The 15,192-nt window shown below is 68.4% G+C and carries 11 protein-coding genes; 7 read left to right on the top strand and 4 right to left on the bottom strand.

Annotated features, from left to right (window positions below; translation table 11 throughout):
• Window positions 1-95 precede the first annotated feature (95 nt).
• Window positions 96-1,355 carry a lipopolysaccharide biosynthesis protein gene (locus SJY11_RS03040; protein WP_376984978.1) on the bottom strand — a complete coding sequence of 420 codons (1,260 nt, stop codon included), beginning with the start codon at window positions 1,353-1,355 and terminating at the stop codon, window positions 96-98.
• A gap of 267 nt (window positions 1,356-1,622) precedes the next feature.
• Between SJY11_RS03040 and SJY11_RS03035 the strand changes: the two genes are divergently transcribed.
• Entirely contained in the window at window positions 1,623-4,007 is a 2,385-nt protein-coding gene (locus SJY11_RS03035) for an exopolysaccharide transport family protein (RefSeq protein WP_376984977.1), read from the top strand.
• A 27-nt stretch (window positions 4,008-4,034) separates the two neighbouring features.
• Here the strand turns inward: SJY11_RS03035 and SJY11_RS03030 are convergent, their stop codons facing one another.
• Window positions 4,035-5,162: an AbrB family transcriptional regulator gene (locus SJY11_RS03030; RefSeq protein ID WP_376984976.1), complete on the bottom strand. Its 1,128-nt coding sequence runs from the start codon at window positions 5,160-5,162 to the stop codon at window positions 4,035-4,037.
• Window positions 5,163-5,461: 299 nt separating this feature from the next.
• Between SJY11_RS03030 and SJY11_RS03025 the strand changes: the two genes are divergently transcribed.
• From SJY11_RS03025 to SJY11_RS03005, 5 genes are all read left to right on the top strand, one after another.
• Window positions 5,462-6,538 carry a DMT family transporter gene (locus SJY11_RS03025; RefSeq protein ID WP_376984975.1) on the top strand — a complete coding sequence of 359 codons (1,077 nt, stop codon included), beginning with the start codon at window positions 5,462-5,464 and terminating at the stop codon, window positions 6,536-6,538.
• A gap of 116 nt (window positions 6,539-6,654) precedes the next feature.
• A complete protein-coding gene (locus tag SJY11_RS03020; RefSeq protein ID WP_376984974.1) occupies window positions 6,655-7,698 on the top strand; it encodes a GMP reductase in 1,044 nt (347 codons plus the stop codon).
• 99 nt (window positions 7,699-7,797) lie between these two features.
• A complete protein-coding gene (locus tag SJY11_RS03015; RefSeq protein WP_376984973.1) occupies window positions 7,798-8,829 on the top strand; it encodes an amino acid ABC transporter substrate-binding protein in 1,032 nt (343 codons plus the stop codon).
• 166 nt (window positions 8,830-8,995) lie between these two features.
• Entirely contained in the window at window positions 8,996-10,159 is a 1,164-nt protein-coding gene (locus tag SJY11_RS03010) for an amino acid ABC transporter permease (protein WP_376984972.1), read from the top strand.
• On the top strand, window positions 10,156-11,205 hold the full coding sequence (locus SJY11_RS03005; RefSeq protein WP_376984971.1) for an amino acid ABC transporter permease: 1,050 nt from the start codon (window positions 10,156-10,158) through the stop codon (window positions 11,203-11,205). Before SJY11_RS03010 ends, SJY11_RS03005 begins: the two co-directional genes overlap by 4 nt.
• Before the next feature lie 21 nt (window positions 11,206-11,226).
• Here the strand turns inward: SJY11_RS03005 and SJY11_RS03000 are convergent, their stop codons facing one another.
• Window positions 11,227-12,669 (bottom strand): C13 family peptidase, encoded by a 1,443-nt coding sequence (locus SJY11_RS03000; protein WP_376984970.1) that lies wholly within the window; start codon window positions 12,667-12,669, stop codon window positions 11,227-11,229.
• A 148-nt stretch (window positions 12,670-12,817) separates the two neighbouring features.
• Window positions 12,818-13,375 (bottom strand): GcrA family cell cycle regulator, encoded by a 558-nt coding sequence (locus SJY11_RS02995; protein ID WP_069053235.1) that lies wholly within the window; start codon window positions 13,373-13,375, stop codon window positions 12,818-12,820.
• Between the two features lie 567 nt (window positions 13,376-13,942).
• Between SJY11_RS02995 and SJY11_RS02990 the strand changes: the two genes are divergently transcribed.
• Window positions 13,943-15,169, top strand: a complete 1,227-nt coding sequence (locus SJY11_RS02990) for an aspartate aminotransferase family protein (protein ID WP_376984969.1) — start codon at window positions 13,943-13,945, stop codon at window positions 15,167-15,169.
• Window positions 15,170-15,192: the final 23 nt, after the last annotated feature.

Here is a 15,192-nt window from a genome sequence, read left to right as displayed (position 1 = left end):
AAAGCAGGAGGCGAAAGCGTGGGAACCGCTAATTCGATCGGAATTCTGTTCCCCTATCCGGCGGGGACGGGGCCGGTGCGCTGTCGGGCCGCGGTTCAGCGCTTCCTGAGGGGGGCTGCCGGGGCAGCCGGTCCCTGCGCCAGCAGCCGGTAGGTCACGGCGGCCGACAGGGCGTAGACCAGCCCGAACACCAGGTTGAGCCAGGGCGCCCAGCCATCATCGGCGGCAAACCGCAGCAGGACCCAGGACAGCAGCGCCGCCTTCAGCGCGGTGATCGCGCACAGAAGGGCGATGCGCGATCCGGTGCGCTCGCGCGCATAGAGCAGCTCGGCGTGGTATTCGACGAGGTTGCGGAAGGCCGGCACCAGCAGCATCGGCAGGAAAAGATAGGCGGCCTCTGAAACATTGCGGCCAAGCAGCCCCGGGAAAGGCTGCAGCATGAGGATCACGGCCCCCAGGCCGGCGATAGAGACCGCTGCGATGCCGAACTCGATCAGCGCGAGCCGGCGCGGCCCGCCCGTCAGGCCGCGTTCGGTCATGATCTTCTGCACCAGCATCTGGTTGAAGCTGCGGATCGGCATGGCGGTGAGGTCGATCACCCGCAACGCGATCACGTAAAGCCCGGCCGAGCGCTCGCCGGCGAGCGCCAGCACCAGGAGTTTGTCGAGTTCGGCCTGGGCGTAGAACACGATCTCCGCCGCGCTGGCATAGACCGCGTCGGCCATCCGGCGCGGATAGAGCCGCTGCGCGAAGCGCAGGCGCGCCCTCGGCAGGAAGAAGACGAGCGCCACGATCATCCCCGCCATCGTCGCGGCCAGATAGACGAAGACCCAGATCTCCAGGCTGCGGTGCCCGAGGCCTACGAACAGCAGGGCCGCCAGCGTGCGCAGTGACGAGCCGATGATGACGAGCAGGGCGGACTGCCGGAAGCGCCGCAGCCCGTTGTTGACGATGGCGACGACCTCGACGAGCCGCCAGCCCAGGATCTCGGCCAGCAGGATCAGCGCAAAGGGCAGGATCGCCAGCTTCCCGGAAAACAGCAGCGCGTAGACCAGCGCCGCGGCGAGCAGGATGAGCGGCAGCGAGGCGAGGGAAAGGCCGGCGAAACCGGCGAGATAGGCCCCCAGAAGCCGCGGCTTGACGGTGGCGATCCGATAGACCGGCGAGACGAATCCGAAGGCCAGCAGCCGCGACAGGATCAGCCCCGTGGCGGAGGCCGTCGCGAACAGGCCGAAATCGCCGAGGGTCAACGTATTCGCAACGATGAGGAAGTAGACAAGGGAGATGACGAGCCTGCCGGCGGAGCCGCTCAGGATGGTGAGGTAGGCGAGGATGGCGGCGCGGTCTGGCAGCATGGGGTCCGTTTCGCGACGCGCGCGTCTGTCTCGGGGCGTCTGGCCCGGCATGTGCCTGCCTCGGACGGTCCGTCCACGATGTCCTAGCCGAGAGGCGTTGAGCGACCCTAAACGAAACGGAACCGTCCTGGCCCATGCGACAGCTTGAACCGGACCGACACATCGCCGGACCGATGCGCTGCGAGGTCGCCCGCGACCCCTCGGCTTGGGCGACGCCTCGGGCCCCGCGATCCGCGGGCGAGGACCTGAAGAGTGAAGCGTAGCGGCATGTTCACCACCGAGACCGTCGTCAGCGAGCCGGAGCCGGGCCAGGAGCCCCGCGACCGCCGCCGCGTCGTGGCCGCCGCCGCCCCCGAGATCGTCTCCCGCCTGACGGATCCCGTCTGGCTCGTCCGCACGCTCTGGGCGCGCAAGGGGCTGATCGTACTGGCCGCGGTCGTCGGTGCGGTGCTGGCGGCGCTGGCCAGCCTCATGGTTCCGCCGAAATACGTCTCCACGGCACAGCTCTTCATCGATCCGCGCGACCTGCGCGTGCTGCAGAACGAAGTCTCGCCCAACGTGACCGGCGGTGACCCGACCTCGATCACCAGCTATCTAGAGAGCCAGGCCCGCATCATTGCCTCCGACAGCATCAAGACGCCGGTTGTCCAGAGTCTCGGCCTGGACAAGGACCCGGAATTCGGCGGCGAGGCTCCGCGCTCGGGCCTGTCGCAGCTGCTCTTGGGGTGGCTGCCCGGGCGCGGTGCCCCCTCGCGGGACGGGCTCGTCTATGCGCTGGCGGTCCTGGACAAAAACGTCACCGTCCGGCGCGGCGAGCGGACCTTCGTCATCGACATCTCCGTGACCGCCCGCGAGGCCGACAAGGCGGCCCGCATCGCCAATGCGCTGGCCGAGACCTATCTGGAGAACCAGGCGACGGTGCGCGCCGACGCAGCCCAGCGCGCGACCAACGCCCTGACCGCGCGTCTCGAGGAATTGCGCAACCGCCTGCGCACCGCCGAGGACAAGACCGAGCGCTACAAGGAGGCCAACAACATCGTCGGCGTCGGCGCCGGCCGCTCGATGACGGATGAGCAGCTCACCCTCAACAACGCCCAGCTCGTTGCGGCCCGCACGCGGCTGACCGAGGCGCGCGCCAAATATGACCAGATCATCGCCGCGCGCCCGGCCGGCATCGAGGCCGGCGCGATTCCCGAGGCCGTCGCCTCCCAGACCATGACGGCCCTGCGCGCCCAGCTCGGCGCCACCCTGGCCCGCGAGGCCGACCTGCTGGCTTCGCTCGGCGCCCGCCACCCCGCGCTCGCCGCCGTGCAGGCCCAGACCCGCGACGCCCGCCGGCAGATCGCCGACGAATTGTCGCGAATCTCGCGTTCGGCCAAGGTCGAGCTCGACCGGGCGATCGAGGCGGAGCGCCAGCTCTCGCTGCGCGTCGAGCGACTGACCGCCACGCAATATGCGGCCGGCCGCGCCTCCGTCGAGCTGCGCGAACTGGAGCGCGAGGTCGAATCCTCGCGCGTCGTCTACGACGCCTTCCTGCGCCGCGCGCGGGAAACCGGCGAGCTCGCCGGCATCGACACGACCAATGCCCGCGTCATCGGCGCGGCGATGCCGCCGCTGGAGAAGAGCGGGATCAGCCGGCGCACGCTCGCCGTTCTCGGCGGGATCGCCGGCGGCGGGGTCGGCGTCGCTCTGGCGCTCGGGCTCGCCCTGTTCGGCACGCTTCCGCGCCCCGCGCCGCGCCGGACCGCCGAGCCTGCGGAGCCGGCCGTCGCGACCGCCACTCCCACACCCACACCTGTGCCCGAGGCGAAACCGGCGGCCGGCGCGCTGATGGCCGTGCCGCCGGTCGCGTCTCCCATGCAGCCGCCCGCCGCGCCGAAGGCGGGCTGGCGCCGCTTCGTCTCGATCCAGGGCGGCCAGACCGAGCGCGTCCCCGATCTGCTGCGCACGGCCGCGGCGCCACTGCTGGCGAACCTGCCAGCCGTCCGCCACCGCCGCTGGCGGCGCGACGACGGCGAAGTGCGCTCGGTGTTCCAGGCCAAGACCCATCTGGTCGATGTGCTCGACAAGCCCAATGCCGGCTTCGCCAAGGCGGTCCGGGCGGTGCGGACGGCGCTCGCCGGAGGGGGCTCCGAGCCCGACCGGCGCCGGATCCTGGTCCTCGGCCTGCGACCGGACGCGGGCGCCTCGACGCTGGCGCTCAATCTGGCCCTCGATGCGGCCCTCGCCGGCCTGCCCGCCATGCTGGTCGATGCCGGCGCCGGCGAGGACAGTCTGACGCGCGTCTTCGCGCCGGAGGCGGTGGCGGGGCTGCACGACATCGTCACCGGCCGGGTCGGACTGGTCCGCGCGGCGCTTCAGGACGAGGGTACCGGCCTGTTCTTCCTGCCGCGCGTCGGCCGGGCCGATCTGGTGTCCGTGCAGCAGATCGAAAGCGGCTTCCTCAACCGTGCGCGTCGCTTCGGGCCGATCGTCATCGATGGCGGGGCGGTCGGCACGGATGGCCTCGCCCAGCGCTTCGCCGAAGTCGCCGACGACATCGTCCTGGTCCTGCGTGAGGGTGCCGTCGGCCAGAGCGATCTCGCGACTGCGACGGCGGCCCTCGGCGACCAGGCACAGAAGCTGCGCGGCTTCGTCGTCAACGAGGCGTAACGCGGCGGGCCGGCAAGCGGGACGCACCTATGGCTGCGTCCCACCGCCCTTCCCGGCGTCTTTGGCGCCGCGCCCGACCGTCCGCCCGAAGAGTGGGCCGGCCGTGATCATCACCAGGAAGACCCGGATGATGTGGTGCGCCGCGACAAAGGCCACCTCCGTGTGCAGCGCCAGCGCGATCAGGCTCATCTCGGCCAGCCCACCGGGCGAATAGGCCAGGATCAGCGGCACATGCCCATGTACCGAGACCTTTGCCACCAGCCAGGCGAAGGCGAGCGTCAGCGACAGCAGGATCACGGTCGAGCCGGCGGACAGGGCCAGCACCCGCAGGATGGTTTGCGGCGCCGTGCCGACGAAGCGGCAGCCGATGGTGATGCCGAGGATCAGCTGGGCGGCGTTGACGATCTCGAAGGGCGGCACCGAGTCGCTCAGGCCCGAGACGTGGACGATCGCGCTGACGATCATCGGCCCGAGCAGGAATTTGGCCGGCAGCCGCAGCCATTCGCCCAGCACGATCCCCGCCACGCCGCAGGCGAGCAGGACGAGTTCGGCCGAGAGCGGCGTCTCGAACACGGAAGGCCCGGCCACGCGGTTGCCGCCGATCGCGACGCCGCCGATCCACTGCACGATGAAAGGCAGCGTCATCACCACCAGCAGGATGCGGGCGGAGTGGATCAGCGCGATGATGCGCGCATCGCCGCCCTTCTCTTCGCCCAGCGTCACCATCTCGATCAGGCCGCCCGGCATCCCCGCGAAGAACGCCGTGACGGGGTCGAAACCCGCGACCTTGCGGAAATAGGCGACGCAGGCGACGGCGCAGGCGATCATGAACAGCACGAGGCCCGCCAGCGTCGGCAGCCAGTTCGGCAATTGCGCGATCACCTCCGGCCTGAATCCAGCGCCGAGCATCACGCCGATCACCATCGTCATCGGCGGGCGGATCACGGAGGGCGCCGCCACCGGCCAGCGCAGCAGCGCGGCCGCCGTGCAGGCCACCATCGAACCGAGCATCCAGGGCAAGGGCAGCCGCGCCAGCACGAAGAGATAGCCGCCGACGCCGCCGATCAGCAGCGCGAGTGCGAAGCGCCGATAGGGGAAGCGGGCCGGATGAAGGCCGCGCAGGCCCTCGGCGAAGTCGTTCAGCAGGGTTCTCACCGAAGACGGCCCGCCCGGTTCGCGACGCGCGGCGCGCCGGCCGGGCGCGGGCTCGGGAAAGCGGATCGGGAAGCGGCCGTCATGCAGGCTCCGGCGTATGGCGATGCGGTGCCCTCCTAGACCGCACGGCAGGGACGCGAAAGTCCGCACGGGACATGCCGCATCTGCCCGTCCGGCGCATCGCCGCGACACAACCCCGGCATGTGCGGCCGGCTCTGGCGTGACTCCGCGATTTCATCGATCACTCGTCCGGGGATTCCCGGCCGGGCCTCGACGCCCGAGGCCGACGGTCGAGGGCGATGAGCGAAGAACGGCAGACCGGGCGCGAAGATCGCCCGGCGGACGGAGAGGGGTCGACCGAGACCGAGGCACCCCCACGCATCCTCGATCCGGCGGAGCCTATCGGAGCGAAGGAAACGATCCCCGGCCCCGCTCCCGACGCTGTCGCGGCGGCCGAAGGCGGGCCGTCCGCGCGGGTCCGCCTGACGCGCTGGTGGGGCACCGCGAGCCCCAATCTGCGCGGCTCGGCCTATATGATGGCGGCGCTGCTGGTCTATGCGGTGATGGTCGGCGCCATCAAGCATGTCGGCGGGGTGATCCCGCTGGTGCAGATTCTGTTGATCCGGCAGATCGTGATGAGCCTCGTCCTGCTCTGCGTCGCGCGCGGCGGCCTGCGCCCGATGCTGCGCACGCGCCGGCCGGGTCTGCAGATCGTCCGCAGCGTCCTGACGCTCACCGCGATGCTGTGCGGCTTCACCGCCGTCATCCACATCCCGCTGGCGCAGGCGACGGCGATCGGCTTCAGCCAGGTCCTCTTCGTCACCATCGCCGCCGTCATCGTGCTGAAGGAGGTGGTCGACGCCCGCCGCTGGATCGCGACGGTGATCGGCTTCGTCGGCGTACTCGTCATGCTCAAGCCGAGCGGTGATGGCCTCGACACCTTCGCCCTCCTCGCCGTGGCCGGCGCGCTGCTCAATGCCGGCATCACCGTCAGCGTCCGGATGCTCGCCGCGACCGAGCGCACCGACACGATCCTGATCTGGCAGGGCATGGTGATGATGGTCGCGCTGGCGGTTCCGACCTGGCTCTGGTGGGTCCCGCCCGATGCCACGCAATGGTCCTGGCTGATCGTGCTCAGCCTGTTCGGCACGGCCGGGCAATGGCTGATCACGCGGGCCTATCAGGTCGGCGAGGCGGCAGCGCTCGCCCCGCTCGACTTCAGCCGCCTGATCCTGGCGAGCCTGACCGGCTTCGTCTTCTTCGCCGAGATCCCGGAACTCTCGACCTGGATCGGGGCAGGAATCGTGGTCGGCGCGACGCTCTACACCATCCGCAAGAACGCGCGGACCCTTCCCCGCGAGCCGGCCACGCCCTGAAGGTCGCCCTGTCGCGGATTGCCCGGCGACCGTCACCGGGGTTATGAATCGGCGCACGCGGGCCCGATCCGGCCTCTCCTGCGCGCGTGCCGAAATCCGACACGAGGGAATTGCCGATGCGCATCGAGAACGACCCGAAGCTCGATTTCCGCGACGTCCTGATCCGTCCCAAGCGCTCGACTCTCGGCAGCCGCGCTGAGGTCGATGTCTTCCGGTCTTTCCGCTTCGCCCATACCGGGCGGGACTGGACCGGCTTCCCGCTGATCGCGGCGAACATGGACGTCGTCGGCACCATACCGATGGCGCGCGCCCTGTTCCGCCACGGCGCGATGGTGGCGCTGCACAAGCATTACGGGCCCGACGAACTCGCCGCCTTCTTCCGCGAGCCGGAATCGGTCAACGCCTTCTTTTCGCTCGGCACCACCGAGGCGGACCATGACAAGCTCGCCCGCGTCCACGCCCAATCGCCGATCGGCAAGATCTGTCTCGACGTCGCCAATGGCTACACCGAGAAGTTCGTCGAGACGGTCAAGGCGACCCGGGACGAGTATCCCGATGCCGTCATCATGGCCGGCAACGTCGTCACCGGCGACATGACCGAGGCCCTGATCCTGGCCGGCGCCGACATCGTCAAGGTCGGCATTGGCCCCGGCTCGGTCTGCACCACCCGCAAAATGACCGGCGTCGGCTATCCACAGCTGTCTGCCATCATCGAATGCGCCGATGCCGCCCATGGGCTGAAAGGCCTGGTCTGCGGCGATGGCGGCGTCACCGTGCCGGGCGACCTCGCCAAGGGCTATGGCGCCGGCGCCGACTTCATGATGCTCGGCGGCATGCTCGCCGGCCATGACGAATGCGAGGGCGACATCCGCTACGAGGAACGCGACGGCGAGAAGGTGCCCGTCGGCATGACCTTCTACGGCATGTCCTCGGACACGGCGATGAAGCGCTATTCCGGCGGCGTCGCGAAATACCGCGCCTCCGAGGGCAAGACCGTCGAGGTGCCCTATCGCGGCCCGGTCGAGGGCACGATGCAGGAGCTGATGGGCGGCGTGCGCTCGGCGATGACCTATATCGGCGCTGTCCGGCTGAAGGAGGTGCCCAAGCGCACCACCTTCATCATGGTCGGCAGCCAGCTCAACACCGTCTTCGGCAGCTGAAAAACGCCGCCCGCCGCTCTACCGCTGCCGGCCCGGCTGTTGCATAGTCGCGCCCTTCGAGAAGCCGACGGCCATGATGGGCCCGGGGGAGAGACCACGATGATGAAGACAGTTCTGGCGGCCACCGCCGCTTTGGCGGCGACCGCCTCCCTGGCGAGCGCCCAGCAGCTCGCCCCGAGCCCGACGCTCGACGCGATCAAGGCCCGCGGCCATATCGAATGCGGCGTGCATCTCGGTCTGCCCGGCTTCTCCTTCGCCGACGACAAGGGCGAGTGGACCGGCCTCGACGTCGACTACTGCAAGGCGCTGGCCGCCGCCGTCCTCGGCGATGCCAAGAAGGTCAAGTTCACGCCGACCTCGGTGCAGCAGCGCTGGCCGATCCTGCAGTCGGGCCAGGTCGACCTGCTCTCGCGCAACTCGACCATCACCTTCTCGCGTAACGCTTCGCTGGGCCTGAACTTCCAGGGCATCAATTTCTACGAGGGCCAGACCTTCATCGTCCGCAAGGCGACCAACGCCAAGAGCGCGGCCGATCTCGACGGCGCCTCGGTCTGCGTCGCCGCCGGCTCGACCGAGGAGAAGAACGCCTCCGACTGGTTCCTGGAGCGCAACCTCAAGGTCACCATCACCAATTTCCAGAAGAACGACGACGCCATCGCCGCCTATGATGCCGGCCGCTGCGACGCCTACACCGCCGGCGTCGGCGCACTCGCCGGCCAGCGCGTCAAGCTCAAGGTCCCCGGCGACCACATCATCCTGACCCAGCCGATCTCGAACGATCCGCAGGGCCCCGTCACCCGCTGGGGCGACGAGCGCTGGCAGTTGATCGTGCGCTGGGTGCTGAACGGCACCATCGCCGCCGAGATGCTGGGCGTGACCTCCGCCAATGTCGACCAGATGAAGGCGAGCTCCAAGAACTCGGAAGTCCGCCGCCTGCTCGGCGCCGAGGGCAATTTCGGCGCGATGATGGGCCTCTCCAACGACTGGATGTACAACGCCATCAAGCAGGTCGGGAATTACGGCGAGAGCTTCGAGCGCACCGTCGGCATGGGCTCGGGCCTGAAGCTCGAGCGTGGCCAGAACCAGCTCTGGACCAAGGGCGGCCTGCTCTTCACCCCGCCCTTCCAGTGAGAGAGTAGGGCTGTCGTTCCGGGGCATGCCGCAGGCATGAACCCGGAACCCACGACTGGGTTGTTCGACGGCCGGTGGCGTCAAGCGATCACCCGGTCGTGGGTTCCGGGCTCTTCGCTTCGCGAAGCCCCGGAATGACATCCCCTGCCATGATGACGTCGCCATCGTGACCAAAGCCCTCGCCCTCTTCAACGACAAGCGCGTCCGCGACTGGATCTACCAGGCGGCGCTGCTGCTCGGGCTCGTGGCCCTGACCGTCTTCTTCGTGCGCAATGCCTCGGAGAACATGGTCAAGGCCGGCATCGCCTCGGGATTCGATTTCCTCTGGCGCAATTCGGGCATCGACGTGCCCTTCGTGCTGACGAACTACACCCGCGCCAGCACGGTGTTCGACCTGTTCTGGGTTGGCGTCGTCAACACGCTGCTGGTGACGGTCGCCGCGCTGGTCCTCGCGACGGGGCTCGGCTTCATCATCGGCATCGCGCGCCTGTCCTCGCACTGGCTGCTCTCGACCATCGCCGGCGCCTATATCGAGTTCGTCCGCAACATCCCGCTGCTGTTCTTCGTGCTGTTCTGGTATTTCGGGGTCATCGCCGCCCTGCCCGCGCCGCGCGACAGCGTCAGCATGTTCGGCGTCGCCTTCCTCAACAACCGCGGCCTGACCATCCCGCTGCCGGAGGCGCCGGCGAATTTCCGCTGGGCTGTCGCGGCGATCCTGTTGTCCTGGATCGCGCAGGCGCTGGTCGCCGCCTGGGCCCGCCGCCGCAAGGAGCGCACGGGACAGGATGCGCCGGTTCTGCTCATCGGTCTTTTGCTGGTCGTTGTCCTGCCCGTTCTCGTCGTGACCTGGGCGAGCCTCGCGACCGGCTGGGACATTCCCGTGCTGCGCGGCTTCAACTACCGCGGCGGCTTCGTGATCATCCCCGAATTCGTCGCCCTGCTGGCGGCGCTCGTCACCTATACGGCGGGCTTCATCGCCGAGATCGTGCGCGGCGGCATTCAGGCCGTGCCGCGCGGCCAGACCGAGGCCGCCGCCGCGCTCGGCCTGCGTCCGGGGCGCATCCTCCGGCTCGTCACCATCCCGCAGGCGCTGCGCGTGATGATCCCGCCGCTGACCAACCAGTATCTGAACGTGTTGAAGAACTCGTCCTTCGGCGCCGCCATCGCCTATCCCGACGTGGTCAGCCTGTTCATGGGCTCGGCGCTCAACAACACCGGCCAGGCGATCGAGATCATCGCCATGACGCTCGCCGTCTATCTCGTCATAGGGCTCGCGGTCTCGGCCTTCATGAACTGGTACAACGCCCGCATCGCCCTGGTGACGCGATGAGCGCGGCCTCCGCCTCCCTCTGGCGCCAGCGCCTGTTCGGCACGCCCGCCACCGGCGTCGTCACCCTGCTGCTCGCGGCGGGAATCGCCTGGCTGGCGATCCCGATCATCCGCTGGGCGCTGATTGATGCGAGCTGGAGCGGCACGACGCGGGCCGATTGCGCGGCAGGCGGCGCCTGCTGGGTCTTCGTCAAGGCCCGCTTCGGCCAGTTCATGTACGGGCTCTACCCGCAGGGCGAGCGCTGGCGCGCCGATCTCGCCGGTATCCTCTTCGCGCTCGCCACCGCCGCCATCGTCTTCGCGCCGTCGCGCTTGAGACTGAAGCTGGCGGTCGCGGCGCTGGTCGTGCTGCCGCCGCTCGGCATCTGGCTGCTCGCGGGTGGTTTCGGCCTGCGCTGGATCGAGACGCGCGAATGGGGCGGGCTGATGCTGACCCTGTTCATCTCGGTCTATGCCAGCCTGATCGCGATCCCGCTCGGCATCCTGCTCGCACTCGGGCGCCAGTCGCAGCTCAAGATCGTCCGGCTGATCAGCGTGCTCTTCATCGAGTTCTGGCGCGGCGTGCCGATCATCGCGGTGATCTTCCTGGCCTCGCTCCTGCTGCCGCTGATCCTGCCCGGCGGCGTCGGCATCGACCGGCTGGCGCGCGCCGTCATCGGTCTCGGCCTCGTCATCGCCGCCTATATGGCCGAAGCGGTGCGCGGCGGCCTGCAGGCGCTCCCGCCTGGCCAGCGCGAGGCGGCGACCGCGCTCGGCCTGACCTACTGGAAGGCGACGGGGCTGATCATCCTGCCCCAGGCGCTGCGCATTTCGCTGCCGGCGATGACCAACGAGTTCATCGCGCTGGTGAAGAACACCACGCTCGTGCTGGTGGTCTCGATCCTCGACCTGCTCGGCATCGCCCAGGCCTCGCTGGCCGACCCCGCCTGGGTCGGCATGAACATGGAGGCCTATGTCTTCTCGGGCTCGATCTACTGGCTGATCTGCTTCGCGCTCTCGCGCTGGAGCCGCCATCTCGAAAGGCTGGGCCAACGCCAGCATCGCTGAGACGCGGCGTTCGCGTCGCCGTCAGTTCCGGAGCCGTGCTTCCTGGCCTTCCTTCGGTGGAAGGGTCGGGGCACCGACCAGCGGCATCAGCCGGCTGATGGATTCGCCGATGTGGATTTGCGGTTGCGACGGTTTCAGCCCGTCGCGCTGCTCCCATTCCGAAACGAGAGCTTTGGCCTGCTCGAATGCGGCTGCCAGGGTCGGCGCCGTTCTCAGTGCCAGGTTGAAGAAGGCATCGCCGAAATAGGTCCACTCCCGCTCGTTGGAGCAACCGAAGGAGTTCGTCGTGGCGGAGGACGCGGTGATGACGACGGTGTTCTCATCCGCGAGGTCCGGGACGAAGACCCCGGAATAGCAGGCCGAGACGATGATGATCCGGTTCTTGATTCCTGAATCGTAGAGCGCGCGCTTGAGCACGGTGGGGCTTAAGATGCGACGGACCAGCGGGTCGAACTCTAGCCCTACGCCCATCGAATTGCCGTGGGACGTCAGCAAAATCAGAAGGGCATCGTTTTGGGTGTCCATTCGCGCGGCGATGCCGCGGAGCGCGCCGCCTAGGTTCGTAACCGTGGCGATGGGGTCGTCCGAAACCGTTGCGCGATTGTTGATCAGCCGCATCGAGTGGCCGCCAGTATTGAAGCGTTCCGCGATGACGCCAAGGGCTCCTCTCGTCTCTGACAGAAAAACACTCTGATCGCTCCATCCGGCAACGCCCAGCACAAAAAGATTGGGCGCTTCTGGTCGGCGTGGCGCGATCGCCGCAATCTTCTGATCAAGGAGGCGGGATTGGATCAGTTCGATGTCTGCCCAGCCGTTTTCGTCGGCAACTCTGTCCGTCGAAGGCTCGGATCGACTCGCTTGGTAGGCGGAAATGAGTTCCCAGACATTGGCGGTCGCCTTGCTGAAATTCTGGCCGGGGAAAGTCGGCCAGTAGGGCATCAGAACGGACATCACGAGGATGCCGAGCAGGGCCCCGGAGGCCCGCAGGATGGGGCGACGGACCTCGCCCGTGTCGAGACTACGCAGGACCGTCGCAACCGCGCCGACTGCCCAGATGACGATGCCGAGCGCGATCGCCATCCAGAAGATCAGCATCGACCACGAGTCGGCATCCGCATCGGCGGGGGAGAGTGCCGCGGCCGCCTGTGCGGCCAGCGCGAGTGCGAGGCTGGAGAGGATCGAAAGGCCCAGCAGAACGGCGATGCAGGTCGCTCGTCGGCCTCGCGGTGCGCACAGGCCGGCGAAGGCGATGACGATGACCGATCCGAGCAGGGCGGAGTTGATACCGTAGAGCTGGAAAGAGCTACCTTCGCCGCCCAGTATACGCTCGAACAGAATGGCGGCTGCGCTCGCCAACAGGGCCAGCACGATGAGCGAAAGCGGGTGCGGCTCTGTCTGTGCGGGCAAGAACGGGCGCCAAATTGCGGCGCGCATCAGGGACGGCAGCAGATAGAAAGGCGGCATCGCAACGCTCCATAGGCGCCAAGAGCCTAGGGGCGGCGAATTAAGCTTGCGGTAGAGATTTTACTCAAATTGTTTCGTTTCAGTGTCCCCCAAGCAAAAAAGCCGGCCGCAAGGCCGGCTTTCGGGACTGTTTCGGCGATCTCACGCCTCAGGCGCGGACCTTGCTGCGGTCGCGGCGGCGGTCGGCGGCCGGCTGGTAGGCGATGCGGGCGTGGTAGCTGCAATAGGGCATGCCGGTCTGCGAGCGCCCGCCGCAGAAGCGGAATTCCGGCGTGGTCGGATCGCCCATCGGCCAGCGGCACATATATTCGCGCAGATCCATGATGGTGACGCGCTCGGAGAAGGGGATCACCACATCCTCCGACGGGGCGGGCGCCGGCTCGGCCTGGGCTTCCGGCTCGGGAGCATATTGCGGCGCGAGCGCATTGGCGCCGCGCGTCATCGCGCCCGGGTTGGAGGACGGGCCGCTCATCGGATGGCTCGGCGAGCGCGTCGGCGCCTTGCGGGGCGCGGCCGTGCGCGGGGTGCTGGCAGCGGCCGGGTTCTTGGCGCGCCCGGACAGGCCGAGGCGGTGCACCTTCCCGATCACGGCGTTGCGCGTCACGCTGCCGAGCTCGGCGGCGATCTGGCTGGCGCTGAGACCGTCGCTCCAGAGCTTCTTCAAAAGCTCGACGCGCTCTTCCGTCCATGCTCCGGCTTCGTTCATCGGCTCACCTGTCTTCTCCGGGCGGCTCCTGGCGGAACCGTCCTCTGGGCGGATCGTGGCGGAATCCGATACCCCCGGCGCCCGCCGCAAGACGGAAGCCGTTACAGTCGAAACTGACGGATACAGGGGTCGCCGCACGAAATGTCGTATCTGACGAGGCAGACCCTACAAGATGCCCTGACTCGGCGACAAGAGTCGGCGAATCGGAAATCGCCTTTTCCCCAGTCGATTTGTCAATCCGGGCAAAACCGAATCCTTTCGGCAACACTGCCGCGGCGGTGGGGCCGGTCCCTCGATGCGCGGCGAATTGACAGCCGCCATGCCCTTTTGCATAGTCGCTGCGTAACGACGCCGCCCTTTCGGGCGGCGCTTATGTTTTACGGATCAGGGCATTTTCATCGATGCGGATGACGGCGCGACGAGAAACCGGACTCTGGCTGCGACGATAACGTCGTCGCCGGGTCGTATGCGGCTGCGCAGCTGAGGCTGGCGCCGTCTCGCCCGGACCACCGTTTCAGTCCGGCGCCACTCCGTTTTCACCATCGCCCGTCGCGAGGATCGCATCCCATGGCCTCTGCCCCCGTTTCCGCTTCCGCCGCTCCGTCCGTCCTCCTGCCGACTTATGCGCGGGCGCCCGTCGCCTTCGAGCGCGGCGAAGGCCCCTGGTCGATCACCGCCGACGGCACGCGCTATCTCGATTTCGGCGCCGGCATCGCGGTGAATTCGCTCGGCCATGCCCATCCGCATCTGGTCGAGGCGCTGACGACCCAGGCCGGCAAGATCTGGCACACCTCGAACCTCTACACGATGCCCGAGGGCGAGAAGCTGGCGCGGCGTCTCTGTGAGGCGACCTTCGCCGATCGCGTCTTCTTCGCCAATTCGGGGGCCGAGGCCAACGAGGCTGCCATCAAGATGGCGCGGAAATACCATGCCGCGAAGGGGCATCCCGAGCGCTACCGCATCATCACCTTCGAGGGTGCCTTCCATGGCCGCACGCTGGCGACGATCGCGGCCGGCGGCCAGCAGAAGTATATCGAGGGCTTCGGCCCCAAGGTCGACGGCTTCGACCAGGTCCCGTTCGGCGACCATCCGGCACTCGAGGCCGCGATCACCGACGAGACGGCCGCCATCATGATCGAGCCGATCCAGGGTGAGGGCGGGCTGCGCTCGGTGCCGCCGCAATGCCTGCGCGGCCTGCGCACGCTCTGCGACGAGCGCGGGCTGCTGCTGATCTTCGACGAGATCCAGACCGGCGTCGGCCGCACCGGCAAGTTCTTCGCCCATGAGCTCTCGGGCGTGACGCCCGACATCATGTCGGTCGCCAAGGGCATCGGCGGCGGCTTCCCCATGGGCGCCTGCCTCGCCACGGAAGAGGCCGCCTCGGGCATGACGCTCGGCACCCATGGCACCACCTTCGGCGGCAATCCGCTCGCCATGGCCGTCGGCAATGCGGTGCTGGACGTCGTCCTGGCGCCGGGCTTCATCGAGAAGGTCGGGCAGATCGCGCTGCGGCTGAAGCAGTCGCTGGCCGAGCTCAAGGACAAGCACCCGCAGGTTATCGCCGAGATCCGCGGCGAGGGGCTGATGCTCGGCCTCAAGCTGCATACGCCGAACACCGATTTCGTCACCGAGGCGCGCGCCGCGGGCCTTCTCGTCGTTGCGGCAGGTGACAATGTCGTGCGCCTGCTCCCGCCGCTGATCATCGGCGAGGCGGAGGTGGCCGAGGCGGTCGCCCGTCTCGACCGCGCGGCGAGTGCCATCGAGGCCTCGCTGAAGCGGCCCGCGGCCGAGTAGCACCGGCCACGCCCCCATCTGGC

Origin of the sequence: Allobosea sp. R86505 (assembly GCF_042466375.1) — a bacterium.
Taxonomy (GTDB): domain Bacteria; phylum Pseudomonadota; class Alphaproteobacteria; order Rhizobiales; family Beijerinckiaceae; genus Allobosea.
The sequence above is the reverse complement of the archived record's forward strand: the minus strand, read 5'-3'. Positions and strand labels throughout refer to the sequence as shown.